The organism is Aminobacter niigataensis, from assembly GCF_946995915.1.
GTDB classification, from domain to species: Bacteria; Pseudomonadota; Alphaproteobacteria; order Rhizobiales; family Rhizobiaceae; genus Aminobacter; species Aminobacter niigataensis.
In genome coordinates this window covers 811,290-835,490 of the sequence record NZ_OX341517.1, presented here as the reverse complement: position 1 = coordinate 835,490, position 24,201 = coordinate 811,290, and the positions used below count along the sequence as shown (strand labels likewise).

Below are 24,201 nucleotides of genomic sequence, written 5' to 3'. Positions count from 1 at the left end.
TCCTGTTCGCCGCCCGCTTTGAACGGCGTAGATACAGGAATTCGGCACGGCGCACCAATGCCGCTGTTGCGATCAGACGGCGACGGAATGGCGCGCCGTTCCCTGGCCGAGATAGGCGTCGAAATGCGCGGCGATCGAGCGGACGAAGGGCTTGCCGCGATCGGTGACGACAAAGCGGTTGCCGGCACGGGCAAAGATGCCGTCGCGGTCGTTGGCGGCGAGCAGCTCGGCCTCGGCGATGACCGCGCGGGCCAGCTCGCCGAAGCGGGAAAGCAGCTCGCAGCGGGAGACGGAAAAGTCGCACATCAGCCGCTCTATGACCCAGGCGCGCATGCGGTCGGCATCGGACAGCGCCACACCGCGCACCGTGGCCAGGCCACCGGCCAGCACGCGGCGCTCATATTCGCCGGTCGCCGGCATGTTCTGGACATAGCCCTGAGGCAGCAGCCCGATGGACGAGGCGCCCAGCCCGATCAGCGCGTCGACCTGGTCGGTGGTGTAGCCCTGGAAGTTGCGCCGCAGCGTGCCCGAGCGCGCGGCAACCGCAAGGCTGTCTTCGGGCAGCGCGAAATGGTCCATGCCGACCGCTTCGTAGCCTGCCGCCAGGATGAGGCGGCTCGCCGCCTCGGCCTGCTCCAGTCGTGCGCTCGCGTCGGGCAGCAGCGCCTCATCGATCATGGTCTGGTGCTTCTTCATCCACGGCACATGGGCATAACCGAACAGCGCGATGCGGTCCGGCCTGAGCGACAACACCAGGTCGGTGGTCGCTTCGATCGAAGCCAGCGTCTGGTGCGGCAGCCCGTAGAGCATGTCGAGATTGACCGAATGAACACCGCGGCCCCTGACGGCATCGACGACCCATTTTGTCTGCTCGAAGGTCTGCTCGCGGTTGATCGCCTGCTGCACGCGCTGGTTGAAATCCTGGACGCCGAGGCTGGCGCGCGTCATGCCGATGGCGGCCAGCGCGTCGAACCGCGCCTCGTCCATGTCGTTGGGGTCCATCTCGACGCTGATCTCGGCGTCGGACGCAAAGGCGAACTTGTCGCGCAGCCTGCCGCCTAGCGCCAGGATGTCGTCGGCCTGGAGCAAGGTCGGCGAGCCGCCGCCGAAATGCAGCGCCGTCACGCGCAGCCTGTTGCCGGCGAGAGCGGCGATGCTGTCGATCTCGGCGTCGAGCGCCTTGAGGTAGCGCGCGACCGGATCATATTGTCGCGTCTGCTTGGTATGGCAGGCGCAGAACCAGCACAGCCGGTCGCAATAGGGGATGTGGACATAGAGCGACGCCGGCGCGCCCCTCGGCAGCGCCCGCAGCCAGTCGCTATAGGTCGAGGTCGACACGTCGGCGCTGAAATGCGGGGCGGTGGGATAACTCGTATGCCGCGCCACCGGGCTTGCGTATTTTTCAACGAGGCTTCTGTCCATGGTCATCTCCGTCAATGGCCCAACATCGGACGTGAGCAACGGCAACACCTTGACCTGGATCAAGAAAGCCAGGGCGGGAGACACAATGACACGGTTCCTTTTACCCCCCGCGATCCCTAGATTGAGCAAATCAGACGCCGGACGATGCGATGACCATCCGCCAGGACATTCACAATTCTGAGATACCCGCGCTGTGCCGCTCCTGTGAGGCACGGCATCGCGGCGTCTGCGGAGCGCTGACCACCGATCAGCTGGTCGAGCTCAGCCGCCACACGACCAAGCGCAAGGTCGATCCGGGCACGGTGCTGGTGTCGGACGCCGACACCATCGACAGCTATGCCAATGTGCTCGCCGGCGTGGTCAAGCTGACCAAGACCCTGCCCGACGGCCGCCAGCAGATCGTCGGCCTGCAATTCGCACCCGATTTCCTTGGCCGTCCGTTCAAGCACGAGAGCTCGATCACCGCCGAGGCGGCGACCCCGGTACGCGTCTGCGCCTTCCCCAAGAAGTCACTCGACCGGATGATCGAACAGGCGCCTGAACTCAGTCACCGGCTGCACCTTCAGGCCCTCAACGAACTCGACGAAGCCCGGGACTGGATGCTGATGCTTGGGCGCAAGACCGCCTCCGAGCGGGTCGCATCCTTCCTGCATCTCATTGCCCGCCACAGCGATCCCGAAGCAGAAATCAGCGGAGAGATCAGCTTCGACCTGCCGCTAACCCGTGCTGACATCGCCGACTTCCTGGGCCTGACCATCGAGACCGTCAGCCGGCAGCTGACCAAGCTGCGCAAGGACGGCCTGATCGCGGTCGAGAACAACCGCCACATCACCGTCTTCGACGTCGCCAGGCTGGAACGTCGCGCCAACGTCTGATCGCTCGGCTCAGTCGCCGGACGACAGCACCGGGAGCACATGGTCACGCTCGAAGGCGATGTGCCTTCGCAATGCCCCGAAGAACCCGCGCAGCATGAAGCCCAGCGTCTCCGGGTTTTCCGCCCGGCCGCCGCGTGCCGTCGCACGCAGGGCATCGCGCAGCTCGGCGGCATAGCCTTCATCCTCGAAATGCTCGTTCTTGAGCCGCTCGACCGTCTCGCGTGCTTCGCCACTGTGCGCCAGGCGCGCGGCGAACTGCGAATGGAGCCGCTGCTCCTCGAAGCGATGGACCTTGACCATCGCGGGCCCGAGCGCCCTTGCTGCGAGCACGCAACTGCGTCGGTCGATCTCGTTGGGCAGGGAATCGGCGATTTCCTCCAGCCTGTCGCACAGCGCAAGCATGTCCGCATGCGCACGCTGTATGGCCGCGATCGCGTCAAGTAGAGCGGCGTCCTCCGATCCAGCCTTCATTTCCGGGCGCGCATTCATCTTGTTTGAAAGTTCCTCATTGGCCCAAGGCTGGTCTGCCCGGCGGCGCTTGACCTTGATCCAGATCAAGGCAGGGTGGGCAATTGTCATGGATGTGTGCCGTCTGGTGCCGACGCGAGCTTTCGGCGCCCAGCTACCGTCGGGGATCGCTCATGAAATACGCAATGGAAACAATCCTGCTGGCATTGGCGGCCTTTGCCGCCTTGCTTGGCGCCGCCTTCGCCAAGGACAGCCAGTTCGGCGCCCATATGTGGGTGCTGTTCTTCGTGCTGACCGCGAGCGTCATCGTCCTGATGCGCACCAGCAGCTATGCGCCGGTCGACATCCTGGCCGAGGACAAGTCGGCCTACATGGACGGGCCGATCCGCTACGGCGTCATCGCCACCGTCTTCTGGGGCGTGACCGGCTTTCTCGTTGGCGTCATCGTTGCGGCACAGCTTGCCTTCCCCGACCTCAACATCGAGCCGTGGCTGAATTTCGGTCGCCTGCGTCCGCTGCACACCTCGGCCGTGATCTTCGCCTTCGGCGGCAACGCGCTGATCGCCACCTCGTTCTACGTGGTCCAGCGCACGGCGCGCGCGCGCCTCTTCGGCGGCAATCTCGCCTGGTACGTATTCTGGGGCTACCAGCTGTTCATCGTCATGGCAGCCACCGGTTACCTCCTGGGCATCACCCAGAGCCGCGAATATGCCGAGCCGGAATGGTATGTCGACATCTTCCTGACCGTCGTCTGGGTCGCCTACCTCATCGTCTTCCTCGGCACGATCCTGAACCGCAAGGAGCCGCATATCTATGTGGCCAACTGGTTCTATCTCGCCTTCATCGTCACCATCGCCATGCTGCACATCGTCAACAACCTGGCGGTGCCGGCGTCCTTCCTCGGTTCGAAGAGCTATTCGCTGTTCTCGGGCGTGCAGGATGCGCTGACGCAATGGTGGTACGGCCATAACGCCGTCGGCTTCTTCCTGACGGCCGGCTTCCTCGGCATGATGTACTATTTCGTGCCCAAGCAGGCCGAACGCCCGGTCTATTCCTACCGTCTCTCGATCATCCACTTCTGGTCGCTGATCTTCCTCTACATCTGGGCCGGGCCGCACCACCTGCACTACACCGCCCTGCCCGACTGGGCGCAGACGCTCGGCATGGTGTTCTCGATCATGCTGTGGATGCCGTCCTGGGGCGGCATGATCAACGGCCTGATGACGCTGTCCGGCGCCTGGGACAAGATCCGCACCGATCCGATCATCCGCATGATGGTGGTGGCCATCGCCTTCTACGGCATGTCGACCTTCGAAGGCCCGATGATGTCGATCAAGGCGGTCAACTCGCTCAGCCACTACACCGAGTGGACCATCGGCCACGTGCACTCCGGCGCGCTCGGCTGGAACGGCATGATCACCTTCGGCGCCATCTACTTCCTGGTGCCGCGCCTGTGGGGCCGCGAGCGACTCTACTCGATGCGCCTGGTCACCTGGCACTTCTGGCTGGCTACCCTCGGCATCGTCGTCTACGCCGCCGTCATGTGGGTTGCCGGCATCAGCCAGGGCCTGATGTGGCGCGAATACGACGAGCAGGGCTTCCTGGTCTATTCCTTCGCCGAAAGCGTCGCTGCCATGGTCCCCTACTACATCGTCCGCACCATCGGCGGCCTGATGTTCCTCGCCGGCGCCCTCGTCATGGCCTGGAACGTCTTCATGACCATCCGCGGCCACGTGCGCCAGGAAGAACCGCTGCCCGGCGCGGCCCCTGCACTCCAGCCTGCCCAGTAAGGAGCCCGACATGGCACTGCTCGACAAACACAAGACCATCGAGAAGAACGCGACGCTCCTGCTGGTCGGCACGCTGCTGGTCGTCAGCATCGGCGGCCTGGTCCAGATCACGCCTCTTTTCTACCTCGAGAACACCATCGAGAAGGTCGAGGGCATGCGTCCCTACTCGCCGCTGGAGCTGGCCGGCCGCAACATCTACATCCGCGAGGGCTGCTACACCTGCCACAGCCAGATGATCCGGCCGTTTCGCGACGAGGTGGAGCGCTACGGCCACTACAGCCTGGCTGCCGAATCGATGTACGACCATCCCTTCCAGTGGGGATCGAAGCGCACCGGCCCCGACCTTGCCCGCGTCGGCGACCGCTATTCCAACGAATGGCACGTCCAGCATCTGATCGAACCGCGTTCGGTGGTGCCGGAATCGGTGATGCCGAGCTACGCCTTCCTCAAGGAGACGCCGCTTGCGGTCAACACGATCAGCTACGACCTGACGGCCAACCGCCGGGTCGGCGTGCCCTACAGCGACGAGATGATCGCCAGCGCCGAGGCCGACATCAAGGCGCAGGCCGACCCGAACGCCGACACCTCGGGCGTCATGGCTCGCTATCCCAAGGCCAAGCTCGGCGACTTCGACGGCAACCCGGCGGCACTGACCGAAATGGATGCGCTGGTCGCCTATCTGCAGATGCTCGGCACGCTGGTCGACTTCTCGACCTACGACGCAGCCGCCGGCTACCGCTAGGAGATCTGTCATGGACTACACCACGTTGAGACAATTCGCCGACAGCTGGGGGCTGCTGGCGATGACCGTCTTCTTCATCGGCGCCGTGATCTTCGCGCTTCGCCCGGGCAGCCGCGAAGCGGCCGAACGGGCCGCACAAATTCCGCTCAAGGAGGACTGATCTGTGAGCGAAAAGCAAATCGACGAACTGTCCGGCGTCGAGACCACCGGACATGAATGGGACGGCATCCAGGAACTCAACAATCCGATGCCGCGCTGGTGGCTGTGGACCTTCTACGCCACCATCGTTTGGGCGGTTGCCTACAGCATCGCCTATCCGGCCTGGCCGATGATCAGCACCGCGACGACCGGCCTGCTGGGCTATTCCAGCCGCGTCGACGTCAAGAACGAGCTCGCCGCCGCCGAAGAGGCCAAGAGCGCCTATGTCGAGGCAGTCAGCGCGAAGAGCGTCAGCGAAATCCTGGCCGACCCGGAGCTCAGGCAGTTCGCCACCGCCGCCGGTTCGGCAGCCTTCAAGGTCAACTGCATCCAGTGCCACGGCTCTGGTGCGCAGGGCTCGCCAGGCTTTCCCAACCTGAACGACGACGAATGGCTGTGGGGCGGCAACATCGACCAGATCTACCAGACCATCGCGCACGGCGTCCGCTTTGCCGGCGACGAGGAAACGCATGTCTCGGAGATGCCGGCTTTCGCCGAGGTTCTCGAGCCGCAGCAGATCAACGAGGTCGCCGCCTATGTCGCCAGCCTCGAGGGCCGGGCCGACACGCCCGACCTGGTGCCCGCCGGTGCCCAGGTATTCGCCGACAATTGTGCCGCCTGCCATGGCGAGGACGCCAAGGGCAGCAAGGAAATGGGCGCACCCGACCTGACCGACGCCATCGCGCTCTATGCCTCGGGGCAGGCCGCCATCGCCCAGCAGGTACGTCACCCCAAGCATGGCGCCATGCCCGCCTGGGGCGAGCGACTGGGCGACGTGAAGGTCAAGGAGCTTGCCATCTTCGTCCATTCGCTCGGCGGCGGCGAATAACCCTCCATCGCCGTGGGGGTGATGGACGAAGGGCGGGGGAGAGGCTCGGCAGCAATGCCGGGCCTCGACGCGCAAGAACCCAGGATTGACCTGGGTCAAGGCCGGACTTCAGCCGGCCGGGCATAACAGGCCAACCCGGGTGATGGGTTGCAGGAGACTTAGATGCTTGACGAGACCGAAGTCGAGAGGCTCGAGGTAGAGGCGGTCAACTCCGCCAAGACCCGCCAACCTCTGTACAGCGCGCGCAAGAAGGTCTTTCCCAAGCGCGCTTCCGGTCGATTCCGCCAGTTCAAATGGCTGATCATGCTGATCACGCTCGGCATCTACTACCTGACGCCGTGGATCCGCTGGGACCGCGGTCCCTATGCGCCCGACCAGGCAGTGCTGCTCGACATCGCCAACCGTCGCTTCTACTTCTTCGCCATCGAGATCTGGCCGCAGGAATTCTTCTACGTCGCGGGCCTTTTGGTGATGGCCGGCATCGGCCTGTTCCTCGTCACCTCGACCGTCGGCCGCGCCTGGTGCGGCTACACCTGCCCGCAAACCGTCTGGGTCGATCTGTTCCTGGTCGTCGAGCGCGGCATCGAAGGTGACCGCAACGCCCGCATCAAGCTCGACGCGGCGCCGATGTCGGCGGCAAAACTGGCCAAGCGCACTCTCAAGCACGCCATCTGGCTCGTCATCGCGGTGGCCACCGGCGGCGCCTGGATCTTCTACTTCGCCGACGCGCCCAGATTGCTGGGCGACTTCGTCACCGGCCAGGCAGCGCCGGTCGCCTACATGACGGTCGCCATTCTCACCGCCACCACCTATGTCTTCGGCGGGCTGATGCGCGAACAGGTCTGCACCTACATGTGCCCGTGGCCGCGCATCCAGGCGGCGATGCTCGACGAAAACTCGCTGACCGTCACCTACAACGACTGGCGCGGCGAGCCGCGCTCGCGCCATGCCAAGAAGGCTGCCGCCGAAGGCCTTTCCGTCGGCGATTGCGTCGACTGCAACGCCTGCGTGGCGGTCTGCCCCATGGGCATCGACATCCGCGACGGCCAGCAGCTCGAATGCATCACCTGTGCGCTCTGCATCGATGCCTGCGATAGCGTCATGGACAAGATCGGCAAGGAACGCGGCCTGATTTCGTATGCCACGCTTGCCGACTACCAGTCGAACATGGCGATCGCCACCGATCCGGTCACGGCCACGATCGACCCCAAGCGGGTGCGCAATTCCGAGGGCAGGCTCAATGCGGCAATCGCCCATTTCCGCCTGGGCCGCATCTTCCGGCTGCGCACCCTGATCTATGCCGGCGCCTGGAGCTTGATCGGTGTTGCCTTGCTCGTTGCCCTGCTCAGCCGCGACCGGCTGGAGGTCAATGTGCTGCAGGACCGCAATCCGCAATTCGTGCGCCTGGCCGACGGCTCGATCCGCAACGGCTACACCGTCAAGCTGCTCAACATGGTGCCTGAACCGCGCACCATCGTGCTTCGCATGGAGGGCCTGCCGGAAGCGATGATGACCGTGGTCGGCATGGACCTGCCGGAGGGCCGTTCGGTCACGGTCGAGGCCGAGCCGGACAGGCTCAAGACGATCAGGGTCTATGTCCGCTTGCCGCGCGAAAGCCTGGCCGAGGGCCAGAGCTTCAAGTTCATCGTCGAGGACAAGGCAAGTTCCGAAGCCGACTCCTATGTTGCAAACTTCAACGTCCCGGAGGCAGGCAAATGAACTCTCGCGCCGGCCAGCCCAGGCAGTTCACCGGCTGGCACATGCTGGCGATCATGGTCGCCTTCTTCGGCGTCATCATCGCGGTCAACCTGCTGATGGCGACCTTCGCCAACACCAGCTGGACTGGCCTTGTCGTCCAGAACACCTATGTCGCCAGCCAGCAGTTCAATGAGCGCGTCGCCGAATCCCGCGCCCAGGCTGCCCTCGGCTGGAAGGGCACGCTGACGATCGCCGGCGGCGAGATCCGCTACAGCCTGAACGATGCCTCCGGCGCGCCTGTTCGAGCCGAGAGCGTCACCACCTCCTTCCGCCGCCCGGCCTACGAGGCCGAGGACTGGCAGGTAACGCTCGCTCGCAAGGCCGACGGAACCTTCTCGGCGACGGCTGCCGTCCGCGACGGCATCTGGATCGTCAATACCGAAGCTAGAATGACGGACGGGGCGCCCTACCAGGAGGCACGCCGGATCGTCGTGGCCGATGGAGCGGTGAAATGAACTGCTGTGGTCCTGACGCCGATGCCGCCCTCAGCCTGCCCTCGGCTGCCGCCAGGGGGCCGTCGCGCGAAGAACTGGCGCTGTCCAGCCGCACCCTGCCCGGCGGCATGCGTCAGACCGACCTCTCCGTTCCCGGCGTGCATTGCGGCGCCTGCATGACCAATATCGAAGCCGCCCTCGGCCGCCTCGACGGCGTCGACCATGCGCGCGTCAACCTGTCGACCAAGCGTGTCTCGGTGCGCTGGCGCGAGAATGCCGGCGCCCCCGACATCGCCGAGGCGCTTGGGCGGCTGGGCTATGAAAGCCATCTCTTCGAGCAAGGCGCCGACGACAAGGACGAGACGCTTGCCGAACTCATCCGCGGCCTGGGCATCGCCGGTTTCGCCGCCGGCAACATCATGCTGCTGTCGGTCTCGGTATGGTCGGGTGCAACCGATGCCACGCGTGACCTGTTCCATTGGATCTCGGCACTGATCGCCCTGCCGGCACTCGCCTATGCCGGCCGCATCTTCTTCCGCTCGGCCTGGGGCGCACTACGCAACGGCCGCACCAACATGGACGTGCCGATCTCCATCGGCATCCTGCTCGCCTACAGCATGAGCCTGTATGATACCGCCAACAGCGGCCCGCACGCCTATTTCGACGCCTCGGCCTCGCTGCTGTTCTTCCTGCTGATCGGCCGCACGCTGGACCACGTCATGCGCGAGCGTGCCCGCGTCGCCGTCAAGGGCCTAGCCCGGCTCGCCGCCCGCGGCGCGACCGTGCTCAACCCCGACGGCAGCAGCGCCTATCTGCCGGTCAGTGACATCAAGCCGGGCACGCACATCCTGCTGTCAGCGGGCGAACGCGTGCCTGTCGATGCCAGGGTGCTCAAGGGCCGCTCCGAGCTGGACTGCGCCATCGTCTCGGGCGAAAGCCATCCCGTCGCCGTCGAGACCGGTGCCGCGCTGCGCGCCGGCACGCTCAATCTCACCGGCCCGCTGACCATCGAAGCAACCGCGGCGGCACAGGATTCGTTCCTCGCCGAAATGATGCGGCTGATGGAAGCGGCCGAGAGCGGCCGCGGCGGCTATCGCCGCATCGCCGACCGGGCGGCGGCCCTGTACGCCCCTATCCTGCATTTGACCGCGTTCCTGACCTTCATCGGCTGGATGGTCGCAGCAGGCAACTGGCACCAAGCCATCACCATCGCCATTGCCGTGCTGATCATCACCTGCCCCTGCGCCCTGGGCCTTGCGGTGCCGATCGTGCAGGTGGCCGCCGCGCGGCGCCTTTTCGAGAACGGCATCATGGTCAAGGACGGCTCGGCCATGGAGCGGCTGGCCGAAGTCGACACCGTCGTCTTCGACAAGACCGGCACGCTGACGCTCGGCATGCCACGGCTGGTCAATGCCGGCGAGGTGTCGCCTGAAGCGCTGGCGCTGGCAGCAGCGATCGGCCTGCATTCGCGTCACCCGATCTCGCGCGCCCTGGCCGAAATCCCGGGCGAAAAGCCGGCAAAGGAATGGGCATTCGACGCGGTTGAAGAAATTCCCGGCTTCGGGCTCGAAGCCAGGAGCGGCACCGACACCTACCGTCTGGGCCGTGCCGCCTGGGCGTTGCCAGTGGCGAATGGCGCAACCGGCACGGTGCTTTCGAAGAATGGTACCCGCCTCGCCGAATTCATCTTCGAGGACCGGCTGCGCGCCGGCGCCATGGCCGCCGTTTCCGCGCTGCGCGACAAGGGCCTGGCGATCGAGATCGTTTCCGGCGACCGGCCGGATGCGGTGGCATCAGTCGCCGCAGCCTTGGGCATCGACCAGTTCTCTTCGGGCGTGCTGCCCAATGGCAAGGTCGCCCGGCTTGAAGCGCTCAAGGCCGAGCGCCGCAAGGTGATGATGGTTGGTGACGGGCTCAACGACGCCCCGGCGCTGGCTGCGGCGCATGTCTCCATGGCTCCGGCCAGTGCTGCCGATATCGGCCGCAGTGCCGCCGATTTCGTCTTCCTGCGCGAAAGCCTTTCGGCAATCCCGCTGGCGCTTGCGACATCCAGCGAAGCAAGCCGCCTGATCCGGCAGAATCTCATCCTGGCGATCGTCTACAATGCCGTCGCCGTGCCGATTGCCCTGCTCGGCTACGTCACCCCGCTGGTTGCGGCTCTGGCAATGTCGGGGTCTTCGGTTATTGTCATCGCCAATGGATTGCGGCTCGGTACCGGCAAGACCACGTCACCAAGGCCTGCTGCCGGCCAGGGGCAACCCTTTTCGACCAAGGAGGCAATGGCATCATGACCGGTCTGTTGTTCCTGCTCCCTGTCGCACTTCTCCTCGGCGGACTCGGGCTTGCGGCCTTTCTCTGGTCGTTGCACAGCGGCCAGTACGACGACATGGATGGCGCAGCCGAACGCATCCTGGTCGACGACGACTAGAGCGCGGACAAAAATGCTGCGGCAGCCCGAGGGCCTGTGCTAACAGGACGGAATGGCGCAGAAGAAAGCTCACGAGGTCGATTCCTGGCTCGCACGCCCCGCAGCCGAAGCGGTGATCGTGCTGATCTACGGTCCTGATCGCGGTCTCGTGTCCGAACGTGCGGCAGCCTTTGCCGCCAAGACCGGCCTTCCTCTCGACGATCCGTTCTCGGTGGTGAAGCTCGACGCCGCCGATGTCGAACGCGACAGCGGGCGCCTCGTCGACGAGGCGCGGACCGTTCCGATGTTTGCACCGCGCCGCCTGATCTGGGTGCGCAACGCAGCCGCCCAGAAGAGCCTGGCCGACGACGTCAAGGCCCTCGTCGCCGATCCGCCGCGCGATGCGATCGTATTGATCGAGGCCCAGGACCTCAAGAAAGGCGCACCGCTGCGCACCGTGGTCGAGGGCGCTTTTGCCGGCATGGCCCTGCCCTGCTACGGCGACGAGGCGCGCGATATCGAGACCCTCATCGACGACGAGTTGCGTTCCGCCGGCCTGACGATGGCGATGGATGCCCGCAATGCGCTGCGCCGCAGCCTCGGTGGCGACCGTCTGGCGACGCGCGGCGAAGTTCAGAAGCTCACGCTCTACGCCATGGGACGCGGCGAAATCAGCCTCGACGACGTCAAGGCGATGACCGGCGATGTCTCCGCGCTTTCTCTCGACGATGCCATCGACGCAGCCCTCGGCGGCAACATCGCCGAGTTCGACGCGGCCTTCACCAAGCAGTGCCAGACCGGCAGCCAGGCAGCCCAGTTGCTGGCAACCGCGACCCGCCACCTGCAAAACATCCATTTGATGCGCGGCGAAATGGAATCGGGCAGCCGCAACGCCGCAGCCGTGATCGCAGCCGCGCGGCCGCCGGTGTTCTTCGCACGTCGCCGCGCAGTCGAGCGCGCGCTGGCAGGCTGGACTGCGGCGGCGCTGACCCGCGCGCTTATGCGGCTGCAGTCAACAACCTTGCAGACGCGACGTCGGCCGGACCTCGCCGTTGCCCTGGCCAGGCAAGCGATGCTGGGCATCGCCGTCGAAGGTGCACGCTTGGCCGGTGGCCGGCGTTGAAAGCAGAACGCCGGCTAAGAAGCCGGCGTCCGCAGAATAAGAATCAATCGAATCAATTAGATACGTTCGCTCTTTAGGCGGCGGCATAGATCGTCCAGCTGTTCGAGCGAGCGGTAGCTGATGCGCAGCTCGCCGCCCTTTTCCTTGTGAGCGATCGAAATTTTCATGCCGACGACGTCGGTGAGCAGCTTTTCCAGTGCGATCGTGTCCGGATCCTTCTCGACCGGACGTGCTGGTTGCTTTTCCATAACGGCGTCCGCCGGAAGCTGGGCCAGAGCCTCGGCCTGTCGCACTGACAGGCCTTCTTCGACGATCCGCTTGGCCAGACCGGCCGGGTCCTGGGCAGTGATCAGGGCGCGCGCGTGGCCGGCGGACAATTCGCCATTGATCAGCATGTCGCGCACCACGTCCGGCAGCTTGAGCAGCCGCAGCGTATTGGCGACATGACTGCGGCTCTTGCCGATGACCTGGCCGAGATCGGCTTGGGTGTAGCTGTGGTCGTCGATCAGCTGCTGGTAGCCCATCGCCTCTTCGATGGCGTTGAGATCGGAGCGCTGCACGTTTTCGATGATGGCGAGTTCAAGCGCCGTCCGGTCATTGACGTCACGGACAATGACCGGGATCTCGTTGACCCCTGCGCGCTGGGCTGCGCGCCAGCGGCGCTCGCCAGCGATGATTTCATAGCGCCCTGACTGGGCGGCGGGCCGCACGACGACCGGCTGCACCAGGCCATGCTCGCGGATCGACTGCGCCAGGTCGGCCAATTCGGCCTCGCCGAAATGGCGCCGCGGATTGCGCGGGTTCGGACTGACGAATTCGATCGGTACCCGTCCATCGGCTAGCGCTGCGGGCTTTTCGGGAACAACCGGCTTGTCCATTTCGCCGATCAGTGCGGCAAGTCCTCGCCCAAGGCGCTTTCTGGAAAGGTCTTCGTTCATGTCTAACCCAGCTTGTTTCGAGTCCGAATCGATTTACGCGGCCCGGAGTTTACGTTCGCGCCTGATCACTTCAGAGGCGAGCTGCAGATAGGCTTGGCTGCCTGAGCACTTGAGGTCGTAGAGGATCGCCGGCTTGCCATAGGAAGGCGCTTCCGAGATGCGCACGTTGCGCGGGATCACCGTGTCGTAGACCTTCTCGCCCATATGAGCACGCACGTCTTCGACCACCTGGTTCGCCAGATTGTTGCGGCCGTCGAACATCGTCAGCACGATGCCCTGGATGGTCAGGTCGGGATTGATCGACCGGCGCACCTGATCCACGGTCTCAAGCAACTGGCTCAAGCCCTCAAGCGCAAAGAATTCGCACTGCAGCGGCACGAGGACGGAGTCGGCTGCCGCCATCGAATTCAGCGTCAACAGATTGAGCGACGGCGGGCAGTCGATCAGCACGTAGCTGTAGCCTGCCGACCGCTCCGAGGATGCCCGCAGGGCATTGCGCAGCTTGAGCACGCGATCGGGCGCCGAGGCGATTTCCATTTCTATGCCGAGCAGGTCCAGCGTCGATGGAATGAGCGACAGGCCCGGCACGGCCGTCTCCATGGCCGCCTGCTCGATCTCCAGCTCGCCGGTCAGCACGTCATAAGACGACACGCTGCGATCCTTGCGATCGATGCCTAGACCGGTGCTGGCATTGCCTTGGGGATCAAGGTCGATGATGAGCACGCGCTCGCCGATGGCGGCAAGTGCCGTCGCCAGATTGATGGCCGTCGTGGTCTTGCCGACGCCGCCCTTCTGATTGGCAACTGTAATGATTCTTGGTGTGATCTTCATGGCTCGACTGCTGTTTTCCGTCTCGTCACATGGCGTCGCGATCAGATGCGACGCAGGTTCCGAATCTCGAGGATGACCCCCTGCGTGTCGGTCAGGCTTGGGTGTTCTACCAGATCGAATCCCCACTGGAGAGCGCTATCTTCGATCTCCTGGCGGTAATCCCGGCCTTTGTGGAAAAGTGCCGTGGTACCGGCCTCGAGCCAGGGCGACGACAGTTCGAGCAGCAATGGCAGCGGCGCCAGTGCCCGGGCACTCAACACCTCGGGAGCGCGAATCACGCCGTGCACGTCCTCGATGCGCTTGGCATGAACCCGCGCCGGCAGGCTCAGTTCTCCGGTCACCGCCTGCAGGAAACCGGCTTTCTTGCGGTTGCTCTCGACCAGATCGATGGATGCCCCCGCCCGCCCCGCAATCATCGTAGCTATGATCAAGCCGGGGAAGCCGCCGCCAGAGCCGATGTCGAGCCATTGGGTGGCTTCGCCGCCTAGCCGTACGACCTGGGCGCTGTCGAGAATATGCCGCTCCCAAGCGTCCTGGAGCGTCGACGGCGCCACGAGATTGATGCGCTGCGCCCACTTGCGGAACACAGTCTCGAAGGCAATCAGCTTGTCGAATGTTTCACGTGAAACGGGACCTGCGACGTCTTGCAACCTGTCATATGCGTGCTGATTCAAGCGGCACCCCTGCGCGCCAGCGCCTCGGCATTTCGGACGTGGGAAAGAATGATCGCCAGAGCAGCCGGCGTCATGCCGTCGATTCGTTGTGCTTCCGCCAGAGAGCGCGGGCGACGCGTCCGCATCTTCTGGCGCAATTCATTCGAAAGCCCGGGAACCGACTCAAAATCAAGCGTTTCGGGGATGACCCTCTCCTCTTCCTTCAACATCAGTGCCGCATCGGCCTTCTGTCGGTCAAGATAGACGGCGTATTTCGCTTCAGTTTCAATGGCTTCGGCGGTCTTGGCGTCAATCGACGCCAGTTCTGGCAAGATCTTAACAAGTTGGTTGAGGTCAATATTGGGGTAAGCCAGAAGCTCATAAAGCGAGCGCTTGACGCCGTCGAGATTCACTTCGATGCCATGGCGCCGCGCTTCGTTGGGCGACAGGATATGCGACTTGATCAGCGCACGGGCAGCATCGACGCGCGCAGTCATTTCGCCAAAACGCTCTTCACGCTCTTCGGATGCAATGCCGAGCTCAATTGCCAGAGGCGTCAGTCGCTCGTCGGCATTGTCGGCGCGCAATGAAAGCCGGAACTCGGCCCGCGATGTGAACATGCGATAGGGCTCACTGATACCGCGGCTGATCAGATCATCGACCATCACACCGATATAGGCCTGGCTACGGCTCAGAATCATCTGCGAGCTATTGCCAGCGAGACGGGCCGCATTGATGCCCGCCAGCAAGCCCTGCGCACCCGCTTCTTCATAACCGGTCGTCCCATTTATCTGGCCGGCCAGGAAAAGCCCGCGAATGCGCCTGGCTTCAAGCGTAGCTTCCAGTTCGCGCGGGTCGATATGGTCGTATTCGATCGCATAGCCGGGCTGCAGCATGACCGCACGCTCCAGCCCTGGTATCGATTTCAGGATATCGAGCTGCACATCTTCGGGCAGCGAGGTCGAGATGCCGTTGGGATAGACAGTGTCGTCGTCGAGACCTTCCGGCTCGAGGAAGATCTGGTGACCCTCGCGGTCGCCGAACTTGACGATCTTGTCCTCGATAGACGGGCAGTAACGTGGCCCAATACCCTCGATCGAACCGGAATACATCGCCGAGCGGCCGAGATTCTCCCGGATGATCTGGTGCGTCGCCTCGGTCGTACGTGTGATGCCGCATTCGATCTGCGCGTTAGTGATCCTGTCGGTGAGCAACGAGAACGGAACCGGATCTGAGTCTGCCGCCTGCGTCTCCAGCGCCGCCCAGTCGATCGTCCGGCCATCGAGACGCGGCGGCGTGCCCGTCTTCAGTCGACCAAGCCGCAATCCGGCCCGCTTCAACGTTTCCGACAGGCCCATCGAGGCCTGCTCATTCATGCGCCCGGCGGGGAACTTGCGTTCGCCGATATGGATAAGCCCGCGCAAGAAAGTGCCGGTCGTCAGGACGACGGCCGCGCAGGCCAGCTCACGCCCGTCACCGAGAACGACAGCTGTGACCCGGTCATTATCTATAATGAAATCAGAGACTTCCGCCTCGACAACGGCGAGGTTCGGCTGCGCTGCGATGGCATCCTGCATCGCCAGCCGGTAGAGCTTGCGGTCGGCCTGGGTGCGCGGACCGCGCACGGCCGGGCCCTTGCGCCGGTTGAGCAGACGAAACTGGATGCCCGCGGCATCGGCAACACGGCCCATCAGCCCGTCCATGGCGTCGATCTCGCGGACAAGATGGCCCTTACCCAATCCGCCGATCGCCGGATTGCACGACATGGTGCCGATCGTATCGCGCCGAAGGGTCACAAGTGCGGTCTTGGCACCGGCACGTGCGGCCACAGACGCCGCTTCGCAGCCGGCATGGCCTCCGCCCACCACGACGACGTCGTAGCTTTCACACATCAGAGTCTCCAGGAAACATTTGCCTGACAGATGTCCCCATCTCCGCCTCATGTCAAGAGAATCGCTGGAGTGGTGGTTTCACGTGAAACAACCTGGCCGCGCGAGCGGGAGTCAACGCCGATGTTTCACGTGAATCAGCACGATCCCCCGTCAAAACGTTTCACGTGAATCACTTGCCGATGCAAAATTGGGAGAAAATCACGTCCAACAGGTCTTCAACGTCGACTGCGCCGGACAGCTTGCCTATCCTGTCGCTCGCCAGCCGCAGATTCTCGGCCTTCAACTCCAGAAGCGAATCCTGCGTCGACAGTGCGGACCCAAGGTAAACGGACGCTTCCTGCAGCAATTCGACATGCCTCAAGCGCGAGGGAAGAACGTCGCCGCGTTGTCCTATGGCTTCGCCAGCCATTTCGCTGACAATTTTGAGAAGACTGTCGATACCTTCGCCAGATTTGGTGGAGATTGTCGCGGCGTACCGGTCGGCTGCCGGCCCGGTGGCCAGGTCCAGTTTGTTGCCAACTCTGACGGTGCGAATTCCCGAGGGCACGTCGAGCTCCTCGCCTGGCGAAGACATGTCCTCCAACAAGACCACCAAATCTGCGCCTTTTGCCCGCTCCCTGGCACGTTCGATGCCAATGGCCTCGACCTTACCGGCCGGCTCACGCAAACCCGCCGTATCGGTGATCCGAACCTTGAGGCCATCGAGATCCAGAACTGCTTCGACGAGGTCGCGCGTAGTGCCCGCCTCGTCAGTCACGATTGCCGCCTCCCGGCGCAACAATGAATTGAGCAGGCTCGACTTCCCGGCATTCGGCGCACCCAGGATGACAACGTCAAAGCCGTCACGGATCATCTCGGCCTTACCGTAGCTGTCGATGTGGCGTTGGATCTCTTCGATCAGCAATCCGACATCGCGCCAGACCTGGGACGACACCGATCCCGGCACATCGGCCTCGTCGGCAAAGTCCATCTCCGCTTCAATCATTGCCCGCGCGTGGATCAGGCGCTTGCGCCATCCGAGATAGAGTTCGCTCTGCACGCCGCCGGAGTTCAACACGGCGAATTGGCGCTGCGCTTCTGTCTCCGCGTTAACGAGGTCGGCGAGCGCCTCCGCCTCCAGGAGGTCGATCTTGCCGTTAAGAAAAGCGCGTCGCGTGAATTCGCCCGCCTCGGCCTGGCGAAAGCCCGGCAACCCGGAAATTTCGGTAAGCAACGTCGCCACGACCGCCCGGCCACCATGCACCTGGAACTCGCCGCAGTCTTCGCCGGTAAAGCTGTTCGGACCAGGGAAAAACAGCGTCAGCGCCTGATCTATCCGCCTGCCGTCGGACGCATGCAATGGGCCGTAGTGAGCCAAGCGCGGTTTCGGGAGAGAACCGCTAATCGTTTCGATGGCGAATCGAACATGCGGCCCTGAAATGCGTATGATCGCCACCCCGGATGGTAAGTGGCCGCTGGAAAGTGCGGCGATGGAATCGGTGAATAGCATTTGCCGGTCTCACGGAAGCGCCCTAGGTTGGGCGGTATTACCACTGTTTCGGACTGATCGCGCATGCTTCCGCAAGACAATTTGCTTCGTGACGAAGGCAGCCCTTACCTGCGCCAGCATGGCGACAATCCGGTGCACTGGCGCCCGTGGTCACCTGCGGCTCTGGCGGAAGCCGTGGAGCTGGACAGGCCCATCTTGCTCTCCGTCGGTTATGCCGCCTGCCATTGGTGCCATGTCATGGCGCACGAAAGCTTCGAGAATGCCGAAGTTGCTGAGGTCATGAACCGGCTCTTCGTTAACATCAAGGTCGACCGCGAGGAGCGGCCCGACATCGACCAGATATACATGGCAGCGCTCGCCAGCATGGGCGAGCAAGGCGGCTGGCCGCTGACGATGTTTCTAACGCCGGACGCCAAGCCATTCTGGGGCGGGACCTATTTTCCGCGTGAGGCGCGCTACGGGCGTCCGGGCGTCATCCAGGTACTCAACGCCGTCGATGCGGCATGGCGCGGCAAACGCGCCAGCATCCTGCAAAGTGCTTCCGAACTTGCGCAGCATGTCAGCAAGCGCCTCGGCGGCAGCAGTGCTCCCAGCCAATTGTCGACCGACACTGCCCGGACACTTGCATCAGGCATCTACGACATGATCGACCGCCAACTCGGCGGGCTCCGCGGGGCGCCAAAATTCCCGAACGCGCCCTTCATGCAGGCCCTGTGGCTGTCCTGGCTCCGCTCAGACAACCAGGAGCATCGCGATGCGGTCACGGAAAGCATGCAACATATGCTTTCCGGCGGCATCTACGATCATGTTGGCGGTGGTTTGGCGCGCTATTCCACGGACGCACAATGGCTGGTGCCGCATTTCGAGAAGATGCTGTACGACAATGCCCAGATGATCCGCCAGGCCAACTGGGCCTATGCAGCCACCGGAAACGAACTGTTTCGGATACGAATCGAAGACACCGTCGCCTGGCTGATACGGGAAATGCAGCTACCTGACGGAACGTTCGCCTCCAGCCTCGACGCCGACAGCGAAGGTGAAGAAGGCCTGTTCTACACCTGGACAAAACACGACATAGAAGCCGTTCTCGGTGACGATTCGTCCTTGTTTTTCAACCACTTCACGCTCAGCAAGCCGGATTCTTGGGAAGGGGATCCCATCATCCACCAGACAGAATCGCAGACCGTTCAGTCGGCCGAGGCGCGCCGCCTAGTCTCCGGGCTCCTGGCCCGGCTGCTCGAGGCGCGCGAGAAGCGCGTTCGGCCCGGCCGCGACGACAAGGCGCTGACGGATTGGAACGGCCTGACGATCGTTGCCCTTGCCGAGGCAGGACGAAGCCTCGAGCGCAGCGACTGGGTGGCGGCAGCGAAGGCAGCATTCGACGCGATTCTGGCTTCGGCCAATCCAGCGGGCCGGCTGCCCCATTCCAGCTTGGGCGAAAAACGGCTCTATCCGGCACTGTCGAGTGATTATGCCGCGATGATCAACGCTGCCGTTTCGCTGTTCGAAGCCACCAGGGACGCGCGATACCTGGAGCATGGCGCGCGTTTTCTCGAGATGCTCGAAACCTGGCATGCCGATGCCGACAAGACGGGGCACTATCTCACCGCTTCGGACAGCACCGACGTGCCGATGCGTATCCGCGGCGACATCGATGAGGCGATCCCGTCAGCAACCAGCCAGATCATGGAAGCGGTGGTGCGGCTCGCCAATGTCACCGGCGACATCGACCTGCAGCAACGCGCCTGGACGATCGCCGAGCATGCCGCCGGCCGCATCCAGAACCAGCAATATGGGCAGGCCGGCATCGTCAATGCCAGCGTATTGGCGCTCGAGCCGTCTAAGCTGATAGTCGTCGAAGACCTGGTAGCGCCAAGCCTTGTTTCGGTAGCGAATCGGAACCCCGACCCGCGCCGCGTCGACATCTTTGTCAACGTTGGCGACGACGTGACCCGCGCCAAACTGCCCGGCGACATCCTGCCGGATACGAAAAAGGCCGGTGCATATCTCTGCACCGGCCTCATCTGCCTGCCTGTCATCGACGATCCCGAAAAGCTCGAAGAAGCCCTTCGCCGTCGCTGAACAGATCAGGTGTTCATCGAATCGAAGAAGTCGGCGTTGGTCTTGGTCTGCTTGAGCTTGTCGATGAGGAACTCGATCGCATCGGTGGTGCCCATCGGCGCAAGAATGCGGCGCAGCACGAAGATCTTCTGCAGATCCTGGCGCTGGACGAGCAGGTCTTCCTTGCGGGTGCCGGACTTGAGGATGTCCATCGCCGGATAGATGCGCTTGTCGGCGACCTTGCGGTCGAGCACGATTTCCGAGTTGCCGGTGCCCTTGAACTCTTCGAAGATGACTTCGTCCATGCGGCTGCCGGTGTCGATCAGCGCGGTGGCGATGATGGTCAGCGAACCGCCTTCTTCGATGTTGCGGGCAGCACCGAAGAAGCGCTTCGGGCGCTGCAGAGCGTTGGCGTCGACACCGCCGGTCAGAACCTTGCCGGATGAAGGCACGACGGTGTTGTAGGCGCGGCCGAGACGGGTGATCGAATCGAGCAGGATGACGACGTCGCGGCCATGTTCGACCAGGCGCTTGGCCTTCTCGATGACCATTTCAGCAACCTGGACGTGGCGAACGGCCGGCTCGTCGAAGGTCGACGACACCACCTCACCCTTCACCGAGCGCTGCATGTCGGTCACTTCTTCCGGGCGCTCGTCGATCAGGAGCACGATCAGGTAGCACTCGGGGTGGTTGGTGGTGATCGAGTGCGCGATGTTCTGCAGCAGCACGGTCTTGCCGGTACGCGGCTGCGCCACGATCAGGGCGCGCTGGCCCTTGCCGAGCGGTGCCACCAGGTCAATGACGCGGGGCGAGATATCCTTGGTGGTCGGGTTCTCGACTTCCATCTTGAGCCGCGACGTCGGGTACAGCGGCGTCAGGTTGTCGAAGTGGATCTTGTGACGGATCTTTTCGGGATCGTCGAAATTGATCGTGTTGACCTTCAGCAGCGCAAAATAGCGCTCGCCCTCTTTGGGGCTGCGGATCGGGCCCTCGACCGTATCGCCGGTCTTCAGCGAGAAGCGCCTGATCTGGGAAGGTGAAATGTAGATATCGTCCGGACCCGGAAGATAATTGGCGTTGGCCGAACGCAGGAAGCCAAAACCGTCCTGCAACACTTCGACGACACCGTCACCGATGATCTCGATATCCTGGCCGGCCAGCTTCTTGAGAATCGCAAACATCAGTTCCTGCTTGCGCATGACGCTGGCGTTTTCGACCTCGAGCGATTCGGCGTAAGCGATCAGCTCCGGCGGCTTCTTGTTCTTGAATTCGGCGAGTTTAGTTTCCTGCATAGACGGACTCTGAGCGTGGGGAAGGATTGGCTATCGGCATTTTGCGATAAGCGCCGGGCGCGGCCAGGGAATGAGAATGGGGCGGCGCATGGCGGGAAGGAAGAAGAGCCTTTTAGCTCTCCCGAAACGAAAGAGCAAGGCGCAGCCCAGTAAATTTAAGGTCGTCAGAAGGGCTTTACAACCACCAGGATGACGATGACGACCATCAGGACCGTCGGGATCTCGTTGACGATGCGCCAGTGCCGCGACGGTTTCTCGTTGCGGTCCTCGGCAAAGCGGCGGACGGACGCCGACAGATAGCCGTGAACGCCCGAAAGCAGCAGTACTGCGGTAAGCTTGGCGTGCAGCCAGCCGCCGCTGAAATCAAATCCCTTCCAAGCCAGCCACAGGCCGAACACCCAGGTGACGATCATCGCCGGGTTGATGATGGCCCGCAGCAGGCGACGCTCCATCACCTTGAAGGTCTCCGATTGCACGGAGCCCTTCTCCGCCTCTGCGTGATAAACCAACAGCCGCGGCAGATAGAGCATGCCGGCCATCCATGAGATCACGGCGATGATGTGAATGGCCTTTGCCCAGGGGTAGAACCCGTCTGGCGCGGCCAGGAAAAGCAGCGCAGTCAGCGCGACCAGAACGACGATCGAGATCACGGCGCGCTTGGCCGCCGTCGCACCGCTTGATGTCCCTTGCGCATTGCTGCTCATTGCTGGGTTGCCTTTCGCACCTGGCGGACCATCGCCTCGACATGCGCCACCGGCGTTTCGGGTGTAATGCCGTGGCCGAGATTGAAGATCAGCGGACCGTTTCCCAACGCCTTCAGGATGGCGTCCACGCCCTCGTCCAGAGCCTTGCCACCGACAACGAGCCTGAGCGGGTCGAGGTTGCCCTGCACGGCTCCTGCGCCCTGCAGACGCTGCGCCTGCGACAGAGGCACCGTCCAATCTAGGCCGAGGCCGGTGACGCCTGTGCGCTGCCTGTAGCTGTCGAGCTGGGCTCCAGCCCCCTTGGGGAAGCCGATGATCGGAACGTCCGGATAGACCGCGCGCACCTTGCGCACGATGTCGGCAACCGGCTTGACGCAGCAGGCCTCGAAAGTCGCTTCGTCGAGCACGCCCGACCAGGAATCGAAGATCTGCACCACGTCGGCGCCCGCTTCGATCTGGCGGATGAGATAGGCTGCCGAATGATCGGCAAGGATCGACAGCAACCGCGCCATGGCTTCCGGCTCGCGATAGGCGAACAGCCTTGCTGGTGCCTGGTCTGGCGTGCCGTGTCCGGCGATCATGTAGGTGGCAACCGTCCAGGGCGCGCCGCAGAAGCCGATCAGGGTCGTCTTCTCCGGCAATTCGCGGCGCAGCCGGCGCACGGTTTCGTAGACCGGTTCGAGATTCACGTGAAACTTTTCGCCATCCAGCGCTGCGACGCCGGCCGCGGTGATCGGCGTCATCAAGGGCCCACGGCCTTCCTCGAAGCGGAGATCGCGACCGAGCGCATGCGGAACGACCAGAATGTCCGAAAACAGGATCGAAGCGTCGAAGTCGAAGCGCCTGATCGGCTGCAGCGTCACTTCGACGGCAAAGTCGGGGTTGTAGCAGAGATCGAGGAAGCTCCCGGCCTTCTTCCTGGCGTCACGATACTCCGGGAGATAGCGGCCGGCCTGTCGCATCATCCAGAGCGGAGGAACCTCCAGGCTTTCGCCTTTCAGGACTTGGAGCAGAGCGCGTTTCACGGCCATCTGGTCTGCCTTTCCTTGAGCCTTCTATAAACAAAAATTTATATCGAAGGATTCTTCTAATTCTTAGAGTCTGTTGGAATCGAGAATTACGACCTGTCCATAGGCAGCCCAAGATATCCACCTGTCATAGTGACGCGCGGCCGTTTTCGCCAGCGTGGAAAACTTCGAGCAAGAAGCGGATTCGTCGATTTAAATCAGGAATATAGCTGAGCGCATGCCAGATGCTGATTCTGTGGACAGCCGGGGACTAAAAAACTATCCCCACAATACTCCCCGCCACTGAATCGAAACAGACAGCAGAGCGAATTGTGGACAAGTCGGCATCTGATACAGTCGCGCCGGCCGCTTCGAGCCAAACCGCCCGTTTATCCACATTTGACCACAGACCCAGGCGCCCGCTGTGAACAAACCGCAAAGCTTCTTCCATCTACACCTGATCTCCGACGCCACCGGCGAGACGCTTCTGGCGGCCGGGCGCGCGGCCTCCGCGCAATACAAGGACGCGCGCGCGATCGAGCACATCTACCCGCTGATCCGCACCGAAAAGCAGCTGATGAAGGTGTTCGACGACATCGAGGAAGAGCCGGGCATCGTGCTCTACACCGTTGTCGATCAGCACCTCGCCGGCATCATCGACAGCCGGTGCGCGGCGATGGGGCTGCCCTGCGTGTCGGTGCTCGAGCCGGTGCTGTCGGTGTTCCAGTCCTATCTCGGCGCGCCGGCCGGCCGCCGTGTCGGCGCCCAGCACGTGCTTGATGCCGAATATTTCCGCCGCATCGACGCGCTCAACTTCACCATGGAACATGACGACGGCCAGTTGCCGACCGACATGGAGCAGGCCGACGTGGTGCTGATCGGCATTTCGAGAACGTCGAAGACACCGACCAGCATCTATCTCGCCAACCGCGGCATCAAGACTGCAAACATCCCCATCGTGCTCGGCGTCCCCGTGCCCGACAGCCTGGTCAAGGCGGAGAAGCCCCTGGTCGTCGGGCTGATCGCCACCGCCGAGCGCATCTCGCATGTGCGCCAGAACCGTATTCTCGGCACGACCATGGCCTTCGACGCCCAGGAATACATCGACCGCGCCTCGATCACCGAGGAACTGGCCTATGCCCGCAAGATCTGCACCAAGCACAATTGGCCGATGATCGACGTCAGCCGCCGCTCGATCGAGGAAACGGCCGCCGCGATCGTTGCCCTGCGCAACAAGAGCCGCTAGGACCCGATACACCCAGCAACGCCGCCTGCGCGGTTCGTTTTC

The 24,201-nt window shown here is 63.3% G+C and carries 22 protein-coding genes; 12 read left to right on the top strand and 10 right to left on the bottom strand.

Annotated features, from left to right (window positions below):
- Nucleotides 1-72 precede the first annotated feature (72 nt).
- Nucleotides 73-1,422 (bottom strand): oxygen-independent coproporphyrinogen III oxidase, encoded by a 1,350-nt coding sequence (gene hemN, locus O1Y97_RS03920; RefSeq protein WP_318763156.1) that lies wholly within the window; start codon nt 1,420-1,422, stop codon nt 73-75.
- A 149-nt stretch (nt 1,423-1,571) separates the two neighbouring features.
- Between hemN and O1Y97_RS03915 the strand changes: the two genes are divergently transcribed.
- Complete coding sequence (locus O1Y97_RS03915) at nt 1,572-2,297, top strand: Crp/Fnr family transcriptional regulator (RefSeq protein WP_108606175.1); 726 nt, start codon at nt 1,572-1,574, stop codon at nt 2,295-2,297.
- A gap of 9 nt (nt 2,298-2,306) precedes the next feature.
- On the opposite strand, the gene O1Y97_RS03910 is transcribed toward O1Y97_RS03915, so the two are convergent.
- Complete coding sequence (locus O1Y97_RS03910) at nt 2,307-2,876, bottom strand: hemerythrin domain-containing protein (RefSeq protein WP_318763155.1); 570 nt, start codon at nt 2,874-2,876, stop codon at nt 2,307-2,309.
- 62 nt (nt 2,877-2,938) lie between these two features.
- Between O1Y97_RS03910 and ccoN the strand changes: the two genes are divergently transcribed.
- From ccoN to holA, 9 genes are all read left to right on the top strand, one after another.
- Nucleotides 2,939-4,555 carry a cytochrome-c oxidase, cbb3-type subunit I gene (gene ccoN, locus O1Y97_RS03905; RefSeq protein WP_318763154.1) on the top strand — a complete coding sequence of 539 codons (1,617 nt, stop codon included), beginning with the start codon at nt 2,939-2,941 and terminating at the stop codon, nt 4,553-4,555.
- A 10-nt stretch (nt 4,556-4,565) separates the two neighbouring features.
- Nucleotides 4,566-5,297, top strand: a complete 732-nt coding sequence (ccoO, locus tag O1Y97_RS03900; RefSeq protein ID WP_318763153.1) for a cytochrome-c oxidase, cbb3-type subunit II — start codon at nt 4,566-4,568, stop codon at nt 5,295-5,297.
- Between the two features lie 10 nt (nt 5,298-5,307).
- Nucleotides 5,308-5,457: a cbb3-type cytochrome oxidase subunit 3 gene (locus O1Y97_RS03895; RefSeq protein WP_108606172.1), complete on the top strand. Its 150-nt coding sequence runs from the start codon at nt 5,308-5,310 to the stop codon at nt 5,455-5,457.
- 3 nt (nt 5,458-5,460) lie between these two features.
- On the top strand, nt 5,461-6,324 hold the full coding sequence (gene ccoP, locus O1Y97_RS03890; RefSeq protein ID WP_318763152.1) for a cytochrome-c oxidase, cbb3-type subunit III: 864 nt from the start codon (nt 5,461-5,463) through the stop codon (nt 6,322-6,324).
- Between the two features lie 162 nt (nt 6,325-6,486).
- Entirely contained in the window at nt 6,487-8,043 is a 1,557-nt protein-coding gene (ccoG, locus tag O1Y97_RS03885; RefSeq protein ID WP_318763151.1) for a cytochrome c oxidase accessory protein CcoG, read from the top strand.
- Nucleotides 8,040-8,537: a FixH family protein gene (locus tag O1Y97_RS03880; RefSeq protein ID WP_183263346.1), complete on the top strand. Its 498-nt coding sequence runs from the start codon at nt 8,040-8,042 to the stop codon at nt 8,535-8,537. Before ccoG ends, O1Y97_RS03880 begins: the two co-directional genes overlap by 4 nt.
- Nucleotides 8,534-10,807 carry a cation-translocating P-type ATPase gene (locus O1Y97_RS03875; RefSeq protein WP_318763150.1) on the top strand — a complete coding sequence of 758 codons (2,274 nt, stop codon included), beginning with the start codon at nt 8,534-8,536 and terminating at the stop codon, nt 10,805-10,807. The genes O1Y97_RS03880 and O1Y97_RS03875 overlap by 4 nt, the downstream gene beginning before the upstream one ends.
- A complete protein-coding gene (ccoS, locus tag O1Y97_RS03870; protein WP_108606167.1) occupies nt 10,804-10,944 on the top strand; it encodes a cbb3-type cytochrome oxidase assembly protein CcoS in 141 nt (46 codons plus the stop codon). Before O1Y97_RS03875 ends, ccoS begins: the two co-directional genes overlap by 4 nt.
- A gap of 52 nt (nt 10,945-10,996) precedes the next feature.
- Nucleotides 10,997-12,046 (top strand): DNA polymerase III subunit delta, encoded by a 1,050-nt coding sequence (gene holA / locus O1Y97_RS03865; RefSeq protein ID WP_318763149.1) that lies wholly within the window; start codon nt 10,997-10,999, stop codon nt 12,044-12,046.
- A 56-nt stretch (nt 12,047-12,102) separates the two neighbouring features.
- On the opposite strand, the gene O1Y97_RS03860 is transcribed toward holA, so the two are convergent.
- The 5 genes from O1Y97_RS03860 to mnmE all read right to left on the bottom strand — a co-directional run bounded on the left by O1Y97_RS03860 (nt 12,103) and on the right by mnmE (nt 17,849).
- Nucleotides 12,103-12,984: a ParB/RepB/Spo0J family partition protein gene (locus O1Y97_RS03860; RefSeq protein WP_108606165.1), complete on the bottom strand. Its 882-nt coding sequence runs from the start codon at nt 12,982-12,984 to the stop codon at nt 12,103-12,105.
- A gap of 33 nt (nt 12,985-13,017) precedes the next feature.
- Nucleotides 13,018-13,815 (bottom strand): ParA family protein, encoded by a 798-nt coding sequence (locus tag O1Y97_RS03855; RefSeq protein ID WP_108606164.1) that lies wholly within the window; start codon nt 13,813-13,815, stop codon nt 13,018-13,020.
- A 41-nt stretch (nt 13,816-13,856) separates the two neighbouring features.
- The gene (rsmG, locus tag O1Y97_RS03850) at nt 13,857-14,489 is read right to left on the bottom strand and encodes a 16S rRNA (guanine(527)-N(7))-methyltransferase RsmG (protein WP_318763148.1); all 633 of its coding nucleotides are present in this window, start codon (nt 14,487-14,489) and stop codon (nt 13,857-13,859) included.
- Complete coding sequence (mnmG, locus tag O1Y97_RS03845; RefSeq protein ID WP_318763147.1) at nt 14,486-16,360, bottom strand: tRNA uridine-5-carboxymethylaminomethyl(34) synthesis enzyme MnmG; 1,875 nt, start codon at nt 16,358-16,360, stop codon at nt 14,486-14,488. The genes rsmG and mnmG overlap by 4 nt, the downstream gene beginning before the upstream one ends.
- A 169-nt stretch (nt 16,361-16,529) precedes the next feature.
- Nucleotides 16,530-17,849 (bottom strand): tRNA uridine-5-carboxymethylaminomethyl(34) synthesis GTPase MnmE, encoded by a 1,320-nt coding sequence (gene mnmE / locus O1Y97_RS03840; protein ID WP_318763146.1) that lies wholly within the window; start codon nt 17,847-17,849, stop codon nt 16,530-16,532.
- A gap of 63 nt (nt 17,850-17,912) precedes the next feature.
- Between mnmE and O1Y97_RS03835 the strand changes: the two genes are divergently transcribed.
- Complete coding sequence (locus O1Y97_RS03835) at nt 17,913-19,931, top strand: thioredoxin domain-containing protein (RefSeq protein ID WP_318763145.1); 2,019 nt, start codon at nt 17,913-17,915, stop codon at nt 19,929-19,931.
- Nucleotides 19,932-19,936: 5 nt separating this feature from the next.
- On the opposite strand, the gene rho is transcribed toward O1Y97_RS03835, so the two are convergent.
- From rho to hemE, 3 genes are all read right to left on the bottom strand, one after another.
- Entirely contained in the window at nt 19,937-21,202 is a 1,266-nt protein-coding gene (rho, locus tag O1Y97_RS03830; RefSeq protein ID WP_055981803.1) for a transcription termination factor Rho, read from the bottom strand.
- 164 nt (nt 21,203-21,366) lie between these two features.
- Nucleotides 21,367-21,906, bottom strand: coding sequence for a protoporphyrinogen oxidase HemJ (gene hemJ / locus O1Y97_RS03825; protein ID WP_183263337.1), 540 nt, complete (start codon nt 21,904-21,906; stop codon nt 21,367-21,369).
- Complete coding sequence (hemE, locus tag O1Y97_RS03820) at nt 21,903-22,937, bottom strand: uroporphyrinogen decarboxylase (protein WP_318763144.1); 1,035 nt, start codon at nt 22,935-22,937, stop codon at nt 21,903-21,905. The genes hemJ and hemE overlap by 4 nt, the downstream gene beginning before the upstream one ends.
- Nucleotides 22,938-23,337: 400 nt before the next feature.
- On the opposite strand from hemE, the gene O1Y97_RS03815 reads away from it, so the two are divergent.
- Nucleotides 23,338-24,159: a pyruvate, water dikinase regulatory protein gene (locus O1Y97_RS03815; RefSeq protein WP_108606158.1), complete on the top strand. Its 822-nt coding sequence runs from the start codon at nt 23,338-23,340 to the stop codon at nt 24,157-24,159.
- Nucleotides 24,160-24,201: the final 42 nt, after the last annotated feature.